Annotated in this window: 11 protein-coding genes; 7 read left to right on the top strand and 4 right to left on the bottom strand. The window is 56.2% G+C overall.

The window, feature by feature from the left end; translation table 11 throughout:
• Nucleotides 1–137 precede the first annotated feature (137 nt).
• Nucleotides 138–749: a hypothetical protein gene (locus AC2FFA_RS17250; protein ID WP_496852530.1), complete on the top strand. Its 612-nt coding sequence runs from the start codon at nucleotides 138–140 to the stop codon at nucleotides 747–749.
• Nucleotides 750–832: 83 nt separating this feature from the next.
• On the opposite strand, the gene AC2FFA_RS17255 is transcribed toward AC2FFA_RS17250, so the two are convergent.
• The 4 genes from AC2FFA_RS17255 to parE all read right to left on the bottom strand — a co-directional run bounded on the left by AC2FFA_RS17255 (nucleotide 833) and on the right by parE (nucleotide 5,756).
• The gene (locus tag AC2FFA_RS17255) at nucleotides 833–1,801 is read right to left on the bottom strand and encodes a UDP-glucuronic acid decarboxylase family protein (protein WP_496684610.1); all 969 of its coding nucleotides are present in this window, start codon (nucleotides 1,799–1,801) and stop codon (nucleotides 833–835) included.
• A 265-nt stretch (nucleotides 1,802–2,066) separates the two neighbouring features.
• Nucleotides 2,067–2,975 (bottom strand): hypothetical protein, encoded by a 909-nt coding sequence (locus tag AC2FFA_RS17260; protein WP_496852531.1) that lies wholly within the window; start codon nucleotides 2,973–2,975, stop codon nucleotides 2,067–2,069.
• Between the two features lie 15 nt (nucleotides 2,976–2,990).
• Nucleotides 2,991–3,785, bottom strand: coding sequence for a hypothetical protein (locus tag AC2FFA_RS17265; RefSeq protein ID WP_496852532.1), 795 nt, complete (start codon nucleotides 3,783–3,785; stop codon nucleotides 2,991–2,993).
• A gap of 12 nt (nucleotides 3,786–3,797) precedes the next feature.
• Complete coding sequence (gene parE / locus AC2FFA_RS17270; protein WP_299895794.1) at nucleotides 3,798–5,756, bottom strand: DNA topoisomerase IV subunit B; 1,959 nt, start codon at nucleotides 5,754–5,756, stop codon at nucleotides 3,798–3,800.
• A 736-nt stretch (nucleotides 5,757–6,492) separates the two neighbouring features.
• Here parE and AC2FFA_RS17275 point away from each other — a divergent pair.
• From AC2FFA_RS17275 to AC2FFA_RS17300, 6 genes are read left to right on the top strand one after another with little or no spacing between them, the layout of a single operon-like run.
• Entirely contained in the window at nucleotides 6,493–7,155 is a 663-nt protein-coding gene (locus AC2FFA_RS17275) for a hypothetical protein (RefSeq protein ID WP_496852533.1), read from the top strand.
• A 48-nt stretch (nucleotides 7,156–7,203) separates the two neighbouring features.
• Nucleotides 7,204–11,433, top strand: a complete 4,230-nt coding sequence (locus AC2FFA_RS17280) for a PKD domain-containing protein (RefSeq protein WP_496852534.1) — start codon at nucleotides 7,204–7,206, stop codon at nucleotides 11,431–11,433.
• A gap of 16 nt (nucleotides 11,434–11,449) precedes the next feature.
• Complete coding sequence (locus AC2FFA_RS17285) at nucleotides 11,450–12,847, top strand: S8 family serine peptidase (protein WP_496852535.1); 1,398 nt, start codon at nucleotides 11,450–11,452, stop codon at nucleotides 12,845–12,847.
• Nucleotides 12,848–12,877: 30 nt separating this feature from the next.
• Nucleotides 12,878–13,333, top strand: a complete 456-nt coding sequence (locus tag AC2FFA_RS17290; protein WP_299895805.1) for a hypothetical protein — start codon at nucleotides 12,878–12,880, stop codon at nucleotides 13,331–13,333.
• Nucleotides 13,326–14,300 (top strand): polyprenyl synthetase family protein, encoded by a 975-nt coding sequence (locus AC2FFA_RS17295; protein ID WP_496852536.1) that lies wholly within the window; start codon nucleotides 13,326–13,328, stop codon nucleotides 14,298–14,300. Before AC2FFA_RS17290 ends, AC2FFA_RS17295 begins: the two co-directional genes overlap by 8 nt.
• Before the next feature lies 1 nt (nucleotide 14,301).
• Nucleotides 14,302–16,524, top strand: a complete 2,223-nt coding sequence (locus AC2FFA_RS17300) for a geranylgeranyl reductase family protein (RefSeq protein WP_496852537.1) — start codon at nucleotides 14,302–14,304, stop codon at nucleotides 16,522–16,524.
• The last annotated feature ends 73 nt before the right edge of the window (nucleotides 16,525–16,597 follow it).

The following is a 16,597-nucleotide window of genomic DNA, read 5'->3' on the forward strand; positions in this document are numbered from 1 at the left end:
GTTGCCGCAAGTTTGAACGGGATCAACGGGTTAGGCAACGAAAATCCGACAAGCACAGTGGCAACGCCGTGGGGAGGTTTTTTACGATCGGTCGTTTCTGTGGTAACATGACCGCATTGTTTTAGGAGAATTGAGAGATGTTCAGACCCTCTGTGGAAGCGATTATGGATGTCATGTCCCAAAAGGATTATTTGGTTTTCGATACCCCTACTGTCGATTGGAACCTGAACATAGTGGGCATTCGCGCCCACCCGGTTTCACCCAAGAAATTCGATGATGTCATGACGGTGTTCCACCGGTTTCTTGGCGTTTGGGATATTGCCTATTACCCGATGACCGCCGATCCAAGCGATCACTACCTGAAGAACCCGATAAACCCGGATGGGACGGCCATTCTGGCAACGGGGCAATATCGGTCCTGCTACAAGATCGATATTCATAAAAGAGGCCGGCCCGGAGGCCACAAGGCGCTGTGTCAAAGGCTCGGAAACGTTACCGTGTTTCGGGACAACAACAAGGACGGGAACCTGAACCTTGAAAATCCTCAAAGCGGGATGTTTGGCATAAATCTGCACAAGGGGCCAAACAACGGTGATGATGACACTGCGAATACGATCTATTCCGCCGGGTGTCAGGTATTCGCGGATCAGCGTCACTTTGCCGAGTTTCTGCTAAAATGCGAAGCCGGGCGCGACGCGTTTGGCAACAAGTTCACCTATACGCTGCTAGATCAGGCAGATTTCGAATAAGGCGACGCCTTGCGAAGGTTCTTCAAGCGCCGGGGCCGGTCAGGGGCTTTGGTCGTGCCCGGTTCCAAAACCGGGCGTTGACCCTAGGTCTCGACTTCGGCCTGAAGCTCGCGGAAATACCGGATGGTTGCGTTCAACCCTTCTTTCAGCTGCACTCTGGGTTCCCAGCCCAGAAGGGTCCGCGCCAGAGTAATATCGGGCTGACGCTGTTTCGGGTCATCCTCTGGCAATTGCTTGAAACTGACGGGGGTTTCGGCCCCCACAAGGGCCAGCACTTCGCGGGCCAGTTCGTTCATCGAGAATTCGTTGGGATTGCCCAGATTAACCGGTCCGGTGACGTCTGGGCCGGTCTCCATCAGGCGGATGAACCCTTCGATCAGATCATCCACGTAACAGAATGACCGGGTTTGCGTGCCGTCGCCAAAGATCGTGATCGGCTCGCCGGTCAGGGCCTGCATGATGAAGTTCGACACGACGCGCCCATCGGCGGGGTGCATTCTGGGCCCGTAGGTGTTGAAAATCCGGGCCACCTTGATCTCAAGCCCCATCTGCCGGTGGTAATCGAAGAACAGCGTCTCGGCGCAGCGTTTGCCTTCGTCGTAGCACGAACGCGGACCAACCGGGTTGACGTTACCCCAATAGTCTTCGGTCTGCGGATGGATGGTCGGGTCGCCGTAAACTTCGGAGGTCGAGGCCTGAAAGATCTTGCATTTCAGCCGCTTCGCCAGACCCAACATGTTGATCGCGCCATGCACGCTGGTCTTGGTCGTCTGCACCGGGTCGTGCTGATAATGCACGGGCGAGGCCGGGCAGGCGAGATTATAGATCTCGTCCACTTCCACAAACAGCGGGAAGGTCACATCGTGGCGCAGGAACTCGAACCGCGGGTTATTGTGCAGATGATCGATGTTGCGTTTGGTGCCGGTGAACAGGTTGTCGACGCACAAAACCTCGTGCCCCTGATCCAAAAGTCGGTCGCACAGATGCGAGCCCAGAAACCCGGCCCCACCCGTTACAAGAACACGTTTTCGACTGTCATAAAGGCGGGCCATTGCAAATCCTTAATCGTTAAATCCAAGCCAGCTTGTCACGGGGAAGCCGGGTCTTGGTTTGATTTGTAAACCGAAGGGGCTTGAATTGCAGCACATTTTGGTTTTTTGAGGGCACGTGTGGGGTTTGCATTTTCTCATCGTTGTACAGGGTGATGAGCTTTGAGCGCGCTTGAAAGGGACGAATGGGCATGCAATTGATGAACTAAGGAAAGGGTTCGACATCACTCATGATGCAAGCCCAAACGGTGCTTTCCCGGAGGCTAGGTTATTCTTGTTCGGGGTACGTCCCCAAATAGCTTAAGCAGAACTCTGTAACATTCTCGATAGAACCATAGGTAAACCCGGTTAGATTGGTCCAAGAACGCTTCTCGTAGTCGGAAGGATTGTACCAATGGTATCCGAATACCCCGCTGAGGTTTGTTGGTAGACTATTTACATTATACGGAGGGGTGATGAGATAGTTTAATCCAGTTAACTGGTTGTTTCCAATCCTTTCAACAGCAACTTCCTCAAAAACAAGGTAGCGGCTCTCTTCAATGAACATTAAAGGCAGTTGATGAGTAAAATTGCAAGCTTCAGAGACGCCGATTCGCACGATCGTAAAACCGCTTTCATTTTCATTGTTAAAGCTAGGCAGGAAAGGTCCACGGGAGAACTTTTGAGCAATTTTTTCTTTGATACCCGCCGATAGCACTCGGTTGGTCAACCAACTTCGTGCAAAATTGGGCCGAATGTACACAATTGACTCGAATGCTCTTTCAGCAAAGAATTGCTCTAAATCGGTGTCGTTGACAGTTTGTGAAAGACTCAAATAGAAGAAATCATTCGTTTTTTGATTTTGACGTTTGTCAAAGACCTTTACTGCTCGAAGACAAGCATTAAAAAAAGATTTATCGGCGATGATTTCTTGTGAATCTAACATAATGATTGTAGGGCAAATATCCCCTTTCTTCGATAAGCGGTGATAGTTTGTGAACTTCACGACCAGTGAAACTAAATGGGCAGGCAGCGGAATAAATTTAGAAATGACGCTGCTTTCGGAGATGTTGGCTACAAAAAGCCTGTCTTCTTCCCAAGAATGGAGGTTGCTCCTTCTGAAGATAGGTTCAACAAAATATGGTGGCCGTATAAAGTTTGTGAAAACGCCGACTACACGATAATAAACATCTGACATTATGGCACCCAAGAATCATAGATAGCTATTATTCTTATACAGCTCGTGAACTTTTTCATAAAATCTACCGGTCCAAGAATCAGGTGCATGACCATTTACATCCAGGTAGTCTAGTATTTGTTCATCAGTTAACCCCCACCTTCTAGTGGCGGCTAAAAAAGTACTATCACCAAGAAGGGATTCTGGGACTATTAACGCTAAAACGCTGTCCCTGATTGTTATTGGTTTATTAACTTGAATTTCAATCGCGCTGGCACGCTCATCTGGCCCACTTTGGCGCCAACCTTGTTCGCCCGGCATTTTCGAAAGGTACTGCAGCCCTTGTAGTTCGAAATCCCAGTTCGCAATTTCAAGTTCGACAGGAGAGCTTCCACGATAATAAGAAGGGTTGTCTTGGTATAAAGCTGACACAAATTTTGCCGCTGCATTTAAGTTAGACCCTAGGTCGAAGTCGCGTACATCGGATTCTGGTGAAAAATACTCTTCGAAGAAACCCTTTTTGAATGCGCCACTGTCAAAAGGAAAGATTCTTGAAATACTCCGTACCTTTTCTGGCTTAAGGATAAATGCAATTGGCACGTTCCACCTGAGATTTGTTGCGTTATATTTTGAAGCTCTGTATGCTGGGCGGCCATAAAACAAATAGAGAATGTTTTCTGAGAATACTTCGCAATCCTGTGGATCCAATGTCATGCCACCTATAATACTCCTCATGCCATACATATTGGTGATATGGGTGAGAGGTAGAAGTGGATCCGTTGCTTCATATTTAGAAATAAACTCGGCTAAAGAATCTTCCATTTTTCTCATAAATTAAATCCTCTAAACATCCAACTCCTCCACAAACCGCGCGTTCTCCTGAATATACTGGAACCGCAGTTCGGGCTTTTTGCCCATCAGGCGCTCGACCAGATCGCCGGTTTCGCCGGGTTCGTCCTCATCGATGGTGACCCGGATCAATTTCCGGGACGCGGGGTCCATCGTGGTCTCTTTCAGGTCCTTGGCGTCCATCTCGCCCAGACCCTTGAAGCGGGACACGTCGATCTTGCCCTTGCCGCCCAGACCTTTCTCAAGCCACTCATCCCGCTCTGCCTCGTCCAGACAGTAAACGCGTTTGGCGCCTTGGGTCAGGCGGTACAAAGGCGGGCAGGCCAGGTACAGGTGGCCCGCGTCGATCATCGGGCGCATCTGGGTGAAGAAGAACGTCATCAGCAGCGCCGCGATATGCGCCCCGTCCACATCCGCGTCGGTCATGATGATGATCTTGTCATAGCGCAGGTCATCGACGTTGAACTTGGTGCCAAGCCCCACACCCAGCGCCTGCGTCAGGTCGTTGATCTCGGCATTGGTGCCCAGTTTCGAACTGGCCGCGCCCAGCACGTTCAGGATCTTGCCGCGCAGGGGCAGCAGGGCCTGCGTTTTGCGATTCCGGCCCATTTTGGCAGAGCCGCCCGCAGAATCGCCCTCGACGATGAATAATTCCGTGCCGTCCCGTGTTGAACTAGAACAGTCCACCAGCTTGCCGGGGAGACGAAGTTTCTTAGTGGCGGACTTGCGTTGTGTTTCCTTCTCGGCCCGTCTGCGCAGGCGTTCCTCGGACCTCAGGATAAGGAAGTCCAGAATCGCGCCTGCAGATTTATTGTCCGCGGCCAGCCAGTTGTCGAAATGGTCGCGGACCGAGTTTTCCACCAATCGCTGCGCCTCGACCGTGGCGAGGCGGTCCTTGGTTTGGCCGACGAATTCCGGTTCCGAGATAAAGCACGAGACCAGCGCGCAGCCGCCGGTGATCAGGTCCTCGCGGGTGATTTGCGCGGCCTTTTTGTTGTTGATCAACTCTCCGTACGCCTTGATGCCCTTGAGAACAGCAGCCCAGAACCCGGCCACATGGGTGCCACCTTCGGGGGTGGGGACGGTGTTACAATAGGACTGGATGAACCCGTCGCGCGAGGGCGTCCAGTTGATCGCCCATTCGACCTTGCCGGGGGTGTTGAACTTTTCCTGAAAATCCACGGTGCCCGCAAAGGGTTGGTCAGCATAGGTGGAGGAGCCGTTCATCGTCTCCTTGAGGTAATCGGACAGGCCGCCGGGAAAGTGAAAACTGGCCTCTGTCGGGGTTTCACCGTCATCGATGGCGGATTTCCAGCGGATTTCTACGCCTGAGAACAGGTAGGCCTTGGAGCGGATGGATTTGAACAGGCGGGCGGGTTTGAACTTGTGATGGCCAAAGATGTCGGGATCGGCATGAAACGTCACCGTGGTCCCGCGTCGGTTTGGGGCCGCGCCGATCTTTTCGACAGGACCAAGGGGAACGCCGCGCGAGAAACGTTGTTCATACAGCGTCTTGTCGCGGGCAACCTGAACGACCATCGAATCTGACAGAGCGTTCACTACGGACGCGCCCACGCCGTGCAGGCCGCCCGAGGTCTGATAGGCCTTGCCCGAGAACTTGCCGCCCGCGTGCAGGGTACACAGGATCACCTCAAGTGCCGATTTGTCAGGAAACTTGGGGTGCGGGTCAATCGGAATGCCACGCCCGTTGTCGCGAACGGTCAGGGCATAGTCAGCATGCAGCTCAACCTCGATCCGGTTGGCATGGCCCGCGACGGCCTCGTCCATCGAGTTGTCGAGAATCTCGGCGACCATATGATGCAGCGCACGTTCATCGGTGCCGCCAATATACATGCCGGGGCGTTTGCGGACCGGTTCCAGACCTTCGAGCACCTCAATTGAGGAGGCGTCATAAGTTGTGGTCGCTTCTGGCGTCAACAGATCGTCGGGCATATGTGCTGCTCTTGTTTTTGAGTTTTTCCCATTATGGCAGGTGATGTGGTCCGGGGGAAGAGGGACGCGAGGTGTTGTGGATGGATTGAGGACGCTGAGCCGTTGGCTGCTTGTACATTGTGTCGAACACCAAGATTGGCCACCACGCTGCCTGCCTCCACGACGCGGGCTGGTTCCGCAGTGCCGTTATCGACCGAAGAAAGGCCGGCATCCCTGGCTGAACATCGCGCGATAAACCCGTCCGATACGACAAGCGCCGCGACAAACGCTGTACGCATCGGGTTCTTGTTCGGACGCCGGCAGGGCTGGCGCCACGCCGCAACCTGCTGGGATAAATGTCCGAAGATCTTCCTGTCGGCCATCGCTGTCGTGTCGGATAAACCTTCCTTCTTTCGGGCAGCAAGAGAGTTGTAACCGGTATGGCATACACATTTGGGTTTGGTGGAATCGTGTCTAGATTCAATTCGCTGTCTGGAAAACTCAATCCTAAAAGCTCAAGCCAGCCGAGGTATTTTCGAGAGAATCCTCTTTGGTTATTTTGCCAAATGAAGCAGTGTTTGCACCAGATCAGAACCCTTTCTTCAGCTGTCGATATCGGTTCAGTGCAGCCTTGTGGCGCTTCCGGATCATTGACGGAATCGCTGGAAAAATATAACGTGACGGCAGACTCCCAAATTATCCATTTATGAGTACCAATCGTTCATGAGTTACGATTTTTCGTAATTGGAAGGCTGCTATGGCTACGTTTCAGGACGTTCAGGCAGCAGTGCACGATATTGCTGCGCGTTTGAATGTTACCCCAGAGCTTGCTCGCGCTGCGCTAATTAACCCGCTGTTGGCGCTTGAGGAACTTGGGTTCGATCTGGATCTTTCAGGTCGGCTTGAGCTGGAGGACAGGGCGCGGTTTTCCAAGAAACAGATCGTTGAACGCAAAAGCTTGCGCAAAAAAATTTTCGTCGCGGCCGGGCATGAATTTGACCCCGGGCAGGAACACGACCTAGCAGCGGTGCTTTTCGATGAGTTGAAACTGGGCGAGGATAATTCAAAACGCCCTGACCTGTCCCCCTTGTCCATGCCGAAACGAAGAGTGCGTTCTTCCACTTCCAAAGTGAAGATTGCGAGGGTCAAGGCATCGGAAATCGCCCGTCAGTTTTCAGTGAAAGCCAAGGGCAACACAGTCGCCGGGCTGGATCCAAGCCTGATCGGATCCGCGAAAATTCCCGACCCGCTGGAAACATTGAACAAGGCTCACAAAATCATCTCTCCATTGCTTGCCTACAGGCAACTTGATGCAACGGTACCGCGCTTCGCGCCCGCGTCGCTCTATCATGCCGTGCGATCCGGAAAACGCAGGCTTGTCAATATCACGCCCCGCGCCGTTGTCACCGGCACTGCTTGAAGACACCCGGGCGCGATTCCGTCGCGCCGATAGACCGAGGACGTCAGGATGGCAAATACAAGAGGATATGAAGTCGTCGTTGAAGCCTCGGAAGAGGTCCTGCGAAAGGTCATACGGGGGGCGTGGAAGTCTGCAGAATGCGACGATGACCCCGGCGATGAAGGCCGCATTCCCGAATTCATGGATGTTCCCGCGGGTGAAACCTTTGGTGGTTTCGTCGTAGCTGACGGGTCTGTTCAGATTCCCGAAGACCAGTTGGACGCAAGCCTGCGTCCGGACATCACCGGAGCCGAAATCCAACTTGGTGTTTTGATCGAGATCGAGGTTGAAAACCCGCCGGTTCCTTCCGCGCAAATGCTGGCGATGACGGCTGATCTTGCTGCGGCTGCGCCAATTGGTCTGATTCCCGGGCGACAGGATGTGGGATGGCTGTTGGACGGTCTGCCCCGCAATCAGGTGTCAGCCACTCTGACCAGCGGCGACCCTATTGCCGCCAACATCGATTTGTATGCAACCGAATTCGTGGACAAAGCCTATGAGAACGGTGGTCCGGGTGGGCCGATTGACCCGGCCTTCCCATCCATCCCCCATGTTATCGATGAGACCGCGCTGCCATTCGCCTTGGGAGCGTTGACGACGGATGTCCATGCCGAAATATTCAACGACGACTCGGTCGCGGCGCACGATATTGAAACCACCGTGTCCGGCGGTGACATAACAATTTCGCTGCCGGTCTATCTGCGGATGTTCAACATTGTTGTCGGCCCGGCGGTACAGCTCTTTTTCAATCCGCAGGATCCAATGGGGGTCGAAACGCGGATCAACATCACGGCACCTTTCAGCCGGGTTGGTTCAGAGTTCCGCACAGATTTGAATGCGGCCATCGTCACCGTGGACGCGATCAATCCGGCCGGTCCGGAGTATGGGCCAGAGGGTGACAACTATATCGATAACCGCGATCAGCTTGCGGCAATCCCGTTGGTCGCGATTGACCTCGACGCCCAGATTTCCAGCGAACTGGTGTCGCGCGGACAGGAACTGGCCAGTGGCCTAGGCGAGGTTTCCATTGCTGCCCCGACCGTAGACGAAATCGAAGAATTCATCGGCGACTTCTTTCACCGGGATCTGGAAGCACGCGACTTCGTTTACATCTGGGGCCCGGAGGCAACGGACGAAGAGTTTCAGGTCGACAGCATCACCGTCGGAGTGACAAACGAGTTTCTGGCCATCGCCTTGAACGATGATGGTGGCGGTGACGTAGGCGGGCTTGCCAATTTCATTCCGGCTGACAGGGATTTTGCAATTGCCATCAGCGCGGCCCAGGTCGAAGCGTCGATTGAAGCTGCTCGCATTGAAGCCGAGTTGTCGGATGATGACCTTCCGAAGACGTTTACGCCTGACGGGCGCGAAGTCCGGCTGACTGATCTGGACGTGAGCCTCAGGGCGGGGGCGATCAGAATATCGGGCAAAGTGACTGTTGTAGACGCTATCCTGGGCAGCATTGATGTGGACGCCGACTTTTTCAACGACGTCGGTTTGCGCTGGCAGCCGAACGGTTCGCTGGGCCCAGACGGCGGGCAGCAAATGGATCACTTTGAAATCGACAGCGATGTCGATCCCGAAGAGTCCGTGCTGCTTTGGGTGCTGACGGCAATCGCCGCGATTTTGTCGTTCGGAGCTTTCGGAATTCTGGGCGCACTGGTTGTTGTGATCGTGGCACTTGTCGTTCGCGGTATTGCCGAAAGCATGGGCAGCGAAATCCTGTCTGATGAAGTTACGAATACGGTTACGGGCATCACCGGCTGGCCGGAAAACCTTGCCAGGATCGGAAGGGTCGAGGCGGTTTTTTCGGACCCGATCGTCATTGATACGGACGGCCTTGAAATCGCCGGAGATTTCACTGTTATAAGCAGTTGTGAGGCCACGGATGTCGTCCCGGCGGATTCGGGTGGGGCACGGTCGGGTGCTGCGGCGTCCTCCATGTCGCTCTCGGCTGTGAATGAACACCCTGACGCAGGCTACGAATGGTTGCCGGGTGACGGAACTCCGGCCGCAGTTTTGCCTTCGATCCAGCATGTCTATGCGGCAAGTGGTGTCTACACCGCGAAACACGCGCTGACGATCAACCAACCGGGCGGCGCGCGCAGTCGCAGTTTCTCGCTTGTTACCGTCGAAAACGTGCCGCCGACAGTGGATGCCGGACCTGATCTGACGGTGCAAGAAGGCGAAGAGGTCGCGCTGATTGCACGGTTCAGAGATGTCGAATACCCCGACACGCACGAATCCATGTGGTATTTCGGTGATCACCACGCGCCCAAACCTGGTGTGATTTCTGAAACAAACACACCTCCCGAGGCGACAGGTACCTCGACCGTGACCCATGCCTGGTGCGACAATGGTGAATACACTGTCACGGTGCGCATTCGCGACGTCAATGGTGGCGAGGCCATTGACACCTTGCGTGTCACCGTCACCAATGTTCCGCCCGAGGTCGAAGCTGGCCCGGATCTCTTTGCATATGTCTGCACACCGATCACGCTTGTCGCTGATTTCCGGGATCCTGGCTGGTGCGACACGCATACAGCCAAGTGGGATTTCGGCGATTGCAGTGAACCCCGCACGGCCTTGATCGAGGAAACGAACGAACCGCCAGCGGCCGAAGGCACAGCGACCGCCACGCATGTCTATAACAGGTGTGGTGATTTCCGGGCCATCTGTACGGTCATGGATGACGACGGCGACTTTGGTCAGGACGAGCTGACCGTCCGCGTCGTGCATTTGTTGAACCCCGGCTTTGAAGACGGGTTCCGTTCTCTGCCAGCGGGCAATGTTGGCCGTTTCTGGACTCCTTATGCATGGCTGACCGATTTGGCTGCCTTCCACGCTGGTAAGGGCAATCCCGTTCCGATATTGGCCCCGATCCCTGCCGATGCCTTTGACTGCGAAGGTTGCATCGTCCGGACCGGTGACAGGTCCCAACGGGTCATCGCGCAACGCGGCCTTCGCGTCGGTATCTGGCAATCACTGGGCACAAACCCGGGGTGGGGCTATGAGTTCTCATGTTCGTTCACAACAGAAGCCCGCAGAGCTGGCGGCTATGCTCTTGGGTTGGACCCGCGCGGTGGTGACGATCCGCGAGCGCCCTGGGTGGAATGGTGGACCGGTGACCTGGACGGTGCCTGGCGGCAATTGCGGGGTCGTGTGACGGCGGAAGCCGAAGCCGTAACGGTATTTCTGGAATTCAGCGGAGATGATCCGCGCAACGATGTGCTTGGATACATTGATGATTGTGCGTTCATCGCGATTCAACCGCATTGCCCGGACCAGCCTAAACCCGATCCGGAAATTCCCCCGCGTGAACGTTGCATTGATTTTCGCGGCCAGAAAGTGCCTTCCCGCCATCCTGTTTTGAATGTCGGCGGTGTACGGTTCTTGCCAGCCAAGGGCGGCATTCTTCAGATCATTGGCGGTTTTCAGCCGCAAGGCACACCCAAACTGTTGCTTTCCATCGCCGGTGTCTTTGCCCATCTGCCGGTCGTCGCTGACTGGGCCCGCTTCAAGGTGAGCTTTGGTGGCGGAAAGCCGATAACGATTATTGCACTTGATGCGGACGGCAACGTCCTGATGACGCAGACAGGAACGCAGCAGCAGGGTGTACAGGTCATAGAGGTTCAGGCGAGCGGGATAGTGACCCTCGTCATGCGGGCGCAGGAAGGAGCGTTGATCGAGCTGTGCTTCCGGCCGGAACAACCCCGCAGCACGCCTTCGGCAGAGCCTGTACCGGGGCCCGGCATCATCGTGAACCCGCGTTTCGACCGCGCCGTCGCCCCGGCTATGTTCAGCGTGGCGGCGATCGAGGAGGATAACACCGTGACCGGAACCAACAGCAACCGTCCGTTTGGATTGTCCGAGGCGGCGTGGGGTAAGCTGGACACTCAGCTTCAATCCAAATTGGCGCAAGCCGTAACAGACAGTGATGATCAGGATGCGGTACAAGTCATCTTGCGTCTGGCTCCTGAAGCGGGTCGCGATGCGCCTGTTTTCCGGCGTGCTGAAACAAAGGCGCGCGAAGATTACTTCCGCCGGCGCACACAGTCTCTGGTTGATACGCTTGAAAACCTGGGCGGCACCGGGGTCAGGGAACTCTGGCTTGTTGACAGTATCGCAGTTGAGCTGTCGCCCGGAGCCATTGCGACAATCGCCAATGATACCTCTGTTGTGATGATCACCCATTCCACCGAGCGTCAGGCCATTCCTGAAAACCCAATTAGACCATGATCCAAAGGAGCACAAAATGTCCAAGTTAAGCCAGGATCACGTTGATCGCTTCGAGAGAGCGGAACGTCGCGAAATCGAGAAGCTTCGTGCTGAGTTTGGCAGCGAGTCCATCTCCAAAATGGACAGCATTGTTCTGCGCGACCTCTTGGCCAACAGAAAGGAAGCGCACCTGAACGCTTTGCTTGGCCATACAGAAACGGCCCAGCTTCCCCGGCATCGTGTGCTGGTCTTGCTGCGCAGCGGCAGGACATCACCTGATCGCGCACCACGCGCGTTCGACAGGCGTCAGCGTCGTCGTTTGATCATGCAACACCGCCGCCATGGCGAAGACGTGGTGGGACAGATTGCCAAGAGCTTTGGCGAGCGTGAAATCGAGGTCGAGCAGACCTTTTGGCTGAACCACAGCCTGGTGGTCTGGGCCGATGACCAGCGCCTGACTGACATTGCCGGGCGCGCCGATGTTCTGAAGGTGGCTCATTGCAAGAATCAAATCCTGATTGATCTGGATAACAGCCGTCCGCTTATCAATGCCGATGCCGTTGAAGCCAGCGGGATCACCGGTGCCGAAGTGGACGTCGCAGTTCTGGACACCGGCGTGGACCAGACACACCCTGAGCTTGCTGCGAACTTCGGCACACAACAGGATTTTACCGGCGAGGGGTTGGGCGACCTGAACGGGCACGGGACCCATTGCGCGGGCGTTGTTGCCAGCAATGGCGCGACCTTCCGGGGCGTCGCTACAGGGGCGGTCATTCACGATTACAAGCTTTTGAACCAATTCGGCAGTGGGAACGCCCCCAACTGCGTGTCGGCAATCCAGCAGGCCGTCGCGGACGGAATGGATGTACTTTCAAACTCCTGGGGCTTCACCCATAGAAACGGGAATTGGGTCGATCCAGACGGGACATGCGTTTTATGTGTCGCCGCGGACGCGGCTTCGACAGCCGGCGTGACCTTCGTGGTGGCCGCAGGCAACGAGGGCAATGACAGTTGCGGCACCTATGACACGCGCATTCGCTGTCCGGGTATTGCGCGGACCGTGATTACCGTCGGCGCAAGCGATGACAGTGACAACATGGCCGTCTTCTCCAGTCCCGGACCAACGCCGGATGGGCGCGACAAACCGGATGTCACCGCCCCTGGCGTGGATATCGTTGCGTCGCGATCGGCGACCGGCAATGACATGAATGGCGGCGCGACTGTAATCGATCCGCTTCATCTAGAAGCCAGCGGCACCTCCATGGCGTGTCCTCATATCGCCGGGGTCGCGGCACTGATGCTGCAACAAAACCCGACACTGCTGCCAGCTGACATCAAGGCAGTACTCATGGCTACCGCCGTCGACATTGGCGCGCCGACCACGCAGCAAGGTGCCGGGCGTGTGGACGCTCGAGCAGCTGTCGGCTCGGTCTGATTTGGAAAATTTGGAACGGAGGATACGAACGTGGCAGACTATGAACAGCGGATGCAGCCGGAAGAGGGTGCAAAGGCAGTTGAAAAACTGGCCGAAGATGCTTTGGCGGGTTTCAAGGCGGACGCCAAGAAGGAATATGCTGAACTGGTCAAGCAGTACGAGGGGGCCAGTGCAACGGTCGGTGTTTTTGGTATGGGGTCGGTCGAGGTCTCGGTCATGAGCGGCGAAGTTCATATCAACCCGAACCAAAAGCGCAAAGGGAAGGGCCGGGGCGTCGGCGCGATCTCACCGGAAGCTCTTGTAGCTATTTCCGAAGGCCGGATGACCGTAATGGACGCCTTCCACCGTGGTGAGATTGTTGTTCGCGCCGAGTCCGCAGCATTGCACGAGGGCTACGACAGTTTCATCAGGAACTCCGAAGCGGCGCTCAGGTCGAAGCGTTTGCAGAAGACGCTGGCGCAGTTCCGCAAGATTGCGGATGTCTGACTGGTTGCAAGACGAACAGGTCCGGGCCACGATACCCCAAGTTGAAGCATCAATGTTGGATGCCGTCGCCTCGGACCAGCTGGGGTTCGAAGAGATTGCACACTGGCTTATCGGGGCCGGCGGAAAACGGTTGCGACCAATTCTTCTGCTGCTTACAGCGCGAAGCCTCACCGACAAAGAAGGACGCAAACGCGCAGTTCAGGCGGCGGCGGCCGTTGAAATGATCCATGTGGCGTCGCTCTATCATGACGACGTCATGGACCGGGCCGAACTTCGGCGTGGAGCGGAAAGCGTGAATCGTCGCTGGTCTTCGCCCATCGCCAGCTTCGCCGGAACGTTTATTCTGGCCCGTGCAATCACCTTGTTGGATTCCGTCAGCTCCAAAGCCTCTGAGCTGGCCGGTAAACACTGTGCCGCGCTGTGTCTTGGGCAGTTGCGCGAAGCAGAAAACGCCTACAACGCGGATTGGACCATTGAAGAGCATCTTGAAATGCTTGAGGGCAAGACGGCCGAACTGTTTGTCCTCGCAGCATCGCTGGGGGCGATGCTGGCTGACGTAAGTGATCAGGATCGAGATTCACTGATCACGTATTCAAAGTGCCTCGGCCTTGCGTTTCAGCTTCGTGACGATGTTCTGGACTACATTGCAAGCAGCGCGGAGCTTGGGAAAGGGTCCACCTCTGATCTGCGCGAAGGTGCCTATACGATGCCGGTGCTCCTGTGCCTGGGCCAGAACGGTCAGGCCGCCGATGAATTGCGGGCCAGGTTGAGGCTGGCCGACATGCAAGATGCGGACATTTCGCGTGCTGTCGAGATCATTCGCAATTCGGGCGCGGTCGAAGCTACCGAAAAGCTGGCGCGGGACAAATCCGAGGCAGCCGTACAGGTCATCTCGGGGCTTGAAGATCATGTGCTGCGCGACTCGCTGGCAAACCTCGCCCGGCTCTCTGTCGAAAGGAGGGCCTGACATGGACGGTCACGGCCCTCTTGCGGACGATCTGCCGCTTGCGACACCTTCGGAGGCCGCGGCCGAGACATGGGACGCCATCATTGTCGGTGCGGGGCCCGGCGGCAGCGCCGCCGCCATCGAACTGGCGCGAAGAGGTCGAAAGGTCATTCTGATCGACCGTGAGGATTTCCCTCGGGACAAAAGCTGTGGAGACGGCATCACCCGGTCCGGCATCTCTCAGTTGAAACGCCTCGGCATTCTGTCCGCGCTTACCGATCAACAGGAGGTCGAAGGTGTGCGCGTCCATATGCGCAACAGAGGCCACCGGGATTTTCGATACGAGGGCGAAGACGACTACGGGCTGGTTGTGCCTCGTTTGATACTGGATGACTGTCTTTTGCGTCAGGCCCGGGCGGAAGGTGTGGCTTTCATGCCGAAATGCCGCGCCGACGATCTGGTAACGGATGAAAGCGGGACTGTCACAGGCGTCAGCGCGCGCATGCAGGATGGCACGACAGCGGTTCTGACCGGGTACATCGTCATCGCCGCAGACGGGGCCGCGTCTCGATTGGCGAAAGCTGCGGGATTGCGGGAAACACCCGAACAGGGCTATGGCACGGCACTTCGCGGCTATGTCGACGGCTGCGGTGACACTCCGCCACTGCTCGAAATAATGCTGCCGTTGACTGATGTTACGGACCGGTACCTGTTGCCGTCCTATGGCTGGGCGTTCCCAACGGGGAAGGGAACTGCAAATGTCGGTGTCGGACTGTTCTGTCGGGCGTTTGACACCAATGTCAGGACACTTTTCGATCAATTTCTGGACGTGCTCCGAAAGGATTATCCAGAGTACTCGGGCATTCAGTTGTCCGGCACGACCTTGGGGGCACCGCTGAGGTTCGATTTCGCACCAGAACGTGCCGCCAATTCGGGTCTGTTGCTGGTTGGTGACGCCGCAGGTCTTATCAGCCCGTTTACAGGCGAAGGAATCAGCTTTGCGCTGGAATCCGGTGCGCTTGCGGCTCAAACCACTGATCGGTGCCTCCGCACAGGGGCAGGCCCCTGGGTGGCGGCGGATGATTATGCGCTTCTGCTGGGTGATCGCTTTGCCGGGTACTTCACGCTCGGGAACCGCGCAAGCCGCCGATACGAATTCATTTGGCGCGTGCTGGACGATACGTTCGAAAGCGAAAAGCCGGTCCACAACATGCTGCGCCGTGCCGTCTTGGTACCTGAAGGCACAGGCAATGATGTGGAAAGCGCCATGTTGGACGACGTATCGCCACTTGTGCGTGTGCCTGAGATGCCGCTGGGTGACGACCTGCGTGATGTCGGTGCGCGCCTCAATCGCATCGTGCGCACCGATTGGCCGTTTCTGACGCGCATGTCCTTCGCGGGCAAGCGGGCTGACATGGTTGCGTTCCGACCTTCGCTGTTGCTTTTGCTGACGTCCTATCTGGGTGATGTTGAGGCAAAAAGACGTCGGGCCGCGGCCACGGCACTGGAGCTTGCGTATCTTGGATTTCTTGCCCAAAGCGGCATACGAGGAATCGAGGCTGCCGCTGTAACAGCCGACGCCACAGCCAACTGGGGCGACAAGCTTGGGATACTCACAGGCGACTACTTGTTGGCGAAAGCACACGAAGTCGGCGCACGGGACTGCCCGGATCTGGTTCCAGCAATACTGAGTGCCATGGCCTCGGCGTGTGAAGGCCGAGTGTCCGAGCTTCGTACCGCATGGCAACCGGATCTGACGGTCGAAGTGCGCATCGCGCAAATGCGGCAGTGTATGGCTGCATTCTTCAGGCTGCCCTGCGAACTCGGCGCGATGCTTGCAGAAAAAAACGATCTTTTGAACGCCCTCCGCGACTATAGCGGGAACCTTGGTCTGGCTTACCTGTTGACCGAGGATGAACTTGCCCTGAACCGCCCTTCGGGCAGCACACCATTTGCGTCAGACCTTTCCAGCGGCCTATTCAGCGTGCCCTTTCTCAAGGCGGCCCAGGGGCAAAAAGGGGGCGCGGCAGCCCGTGCTTTCATCAGTCACCGCGACCCCGCGCGGTTTTTGGCAGAGATTTCCCAGACCACGCGCCATATCAAGAGGCAGCAATTACCTGAAAAATACCGCGATCAGGCAATAGAGGCACTAAGCTTCTTGCCACAGGGCGGCGTGGCAAAATCGCTTTCGGCGCTCGCAGGTTATGCGGTAAGCCGACAGGTCCCAAAACGCCGCGTGCTGTGAAGGTGTGATCCAGGTTCCGAGGTGTCCCGCTGCCAGTCAAAAGCGCAGTGATCCACGTTTCCTTGACCCGTGC

This window comes from Ruegeria sp. YTSB088, from assembly GCF_059609825.1.

Bases quoted from the DNA above. Each gene is read 5' to 3' on its own strand.
- AC2FFA_RS17250 (WP_496852530.1), top strand. From the start codon at position 138: ATGTTCAGACCCTCTGTGGAAGCGATTATGGATGTCATGTCCCAAAAG.
- AC2FFA_RS17255 (WP_496684610.1), bottom strand. From the start codon at position 1,801: ATGGCCCGCCTTTATGACAGTCGAAAACGTGTTCTTGTAACGGGTGGG.
- AC2FFA_RS17260 (WP_496852531.1), bottom strand. From the start codon at position 2,975: ATGTCAGATGTTTATTATCGTGTAGTCGGCGTTTTCACAAACTTTATA.
- AC2FFA_RS17265 (WP_496852532.1), bottom strand. From the start codon at position 3,785: ATGAGAAAAATGGAAGATTCTTTAGCCGAGTTTATTTCTAAATATGAA.
- parE (WP_299895794.1), bottom strand. From the start codon at position 5,756: ATGCCCGACGATCTGTTGACGCCAGAAGCGACCACAACTTATGACGCC.
- AC2FFA_RS17275 (WP_496852533.1), top strand. From the start codon at position 6,493: ATGGCTACGTTTCAGGACGTTCAGGCAGCAGTGCACGATATTGCTGCG.
- AC2FFA_RS17280 (WP_496852534.1), top strand. From the start codon at position 7,204: ATGGCAAATACAAGAGGATATGAAGTCGTCGTTGAAGCCTCGGAAGAG.
- AC2FFA_RS17285 (WP_496852535.1), top strand. From the start codon at position 11,450: ATGTCCAAGTTAAGCCAGGATCACGTTGATCGCTTCGAGAGAGCGGAA.
- AC2FFA_RS17295 (WP_496852536.1), top strand. From the start codon at position 13,326: ATGTCTGACTGGTTGCAAGACGAACAGGTCCGGGCCACGATACCCCAA.
- AC2FFA_RS17300 (WP_496852537.1), top strand. From the start codon at position 14,302: ATGGACGGTCACGGCCCTCTTGCGGACGATCTGCCGCTTGCGACACCT.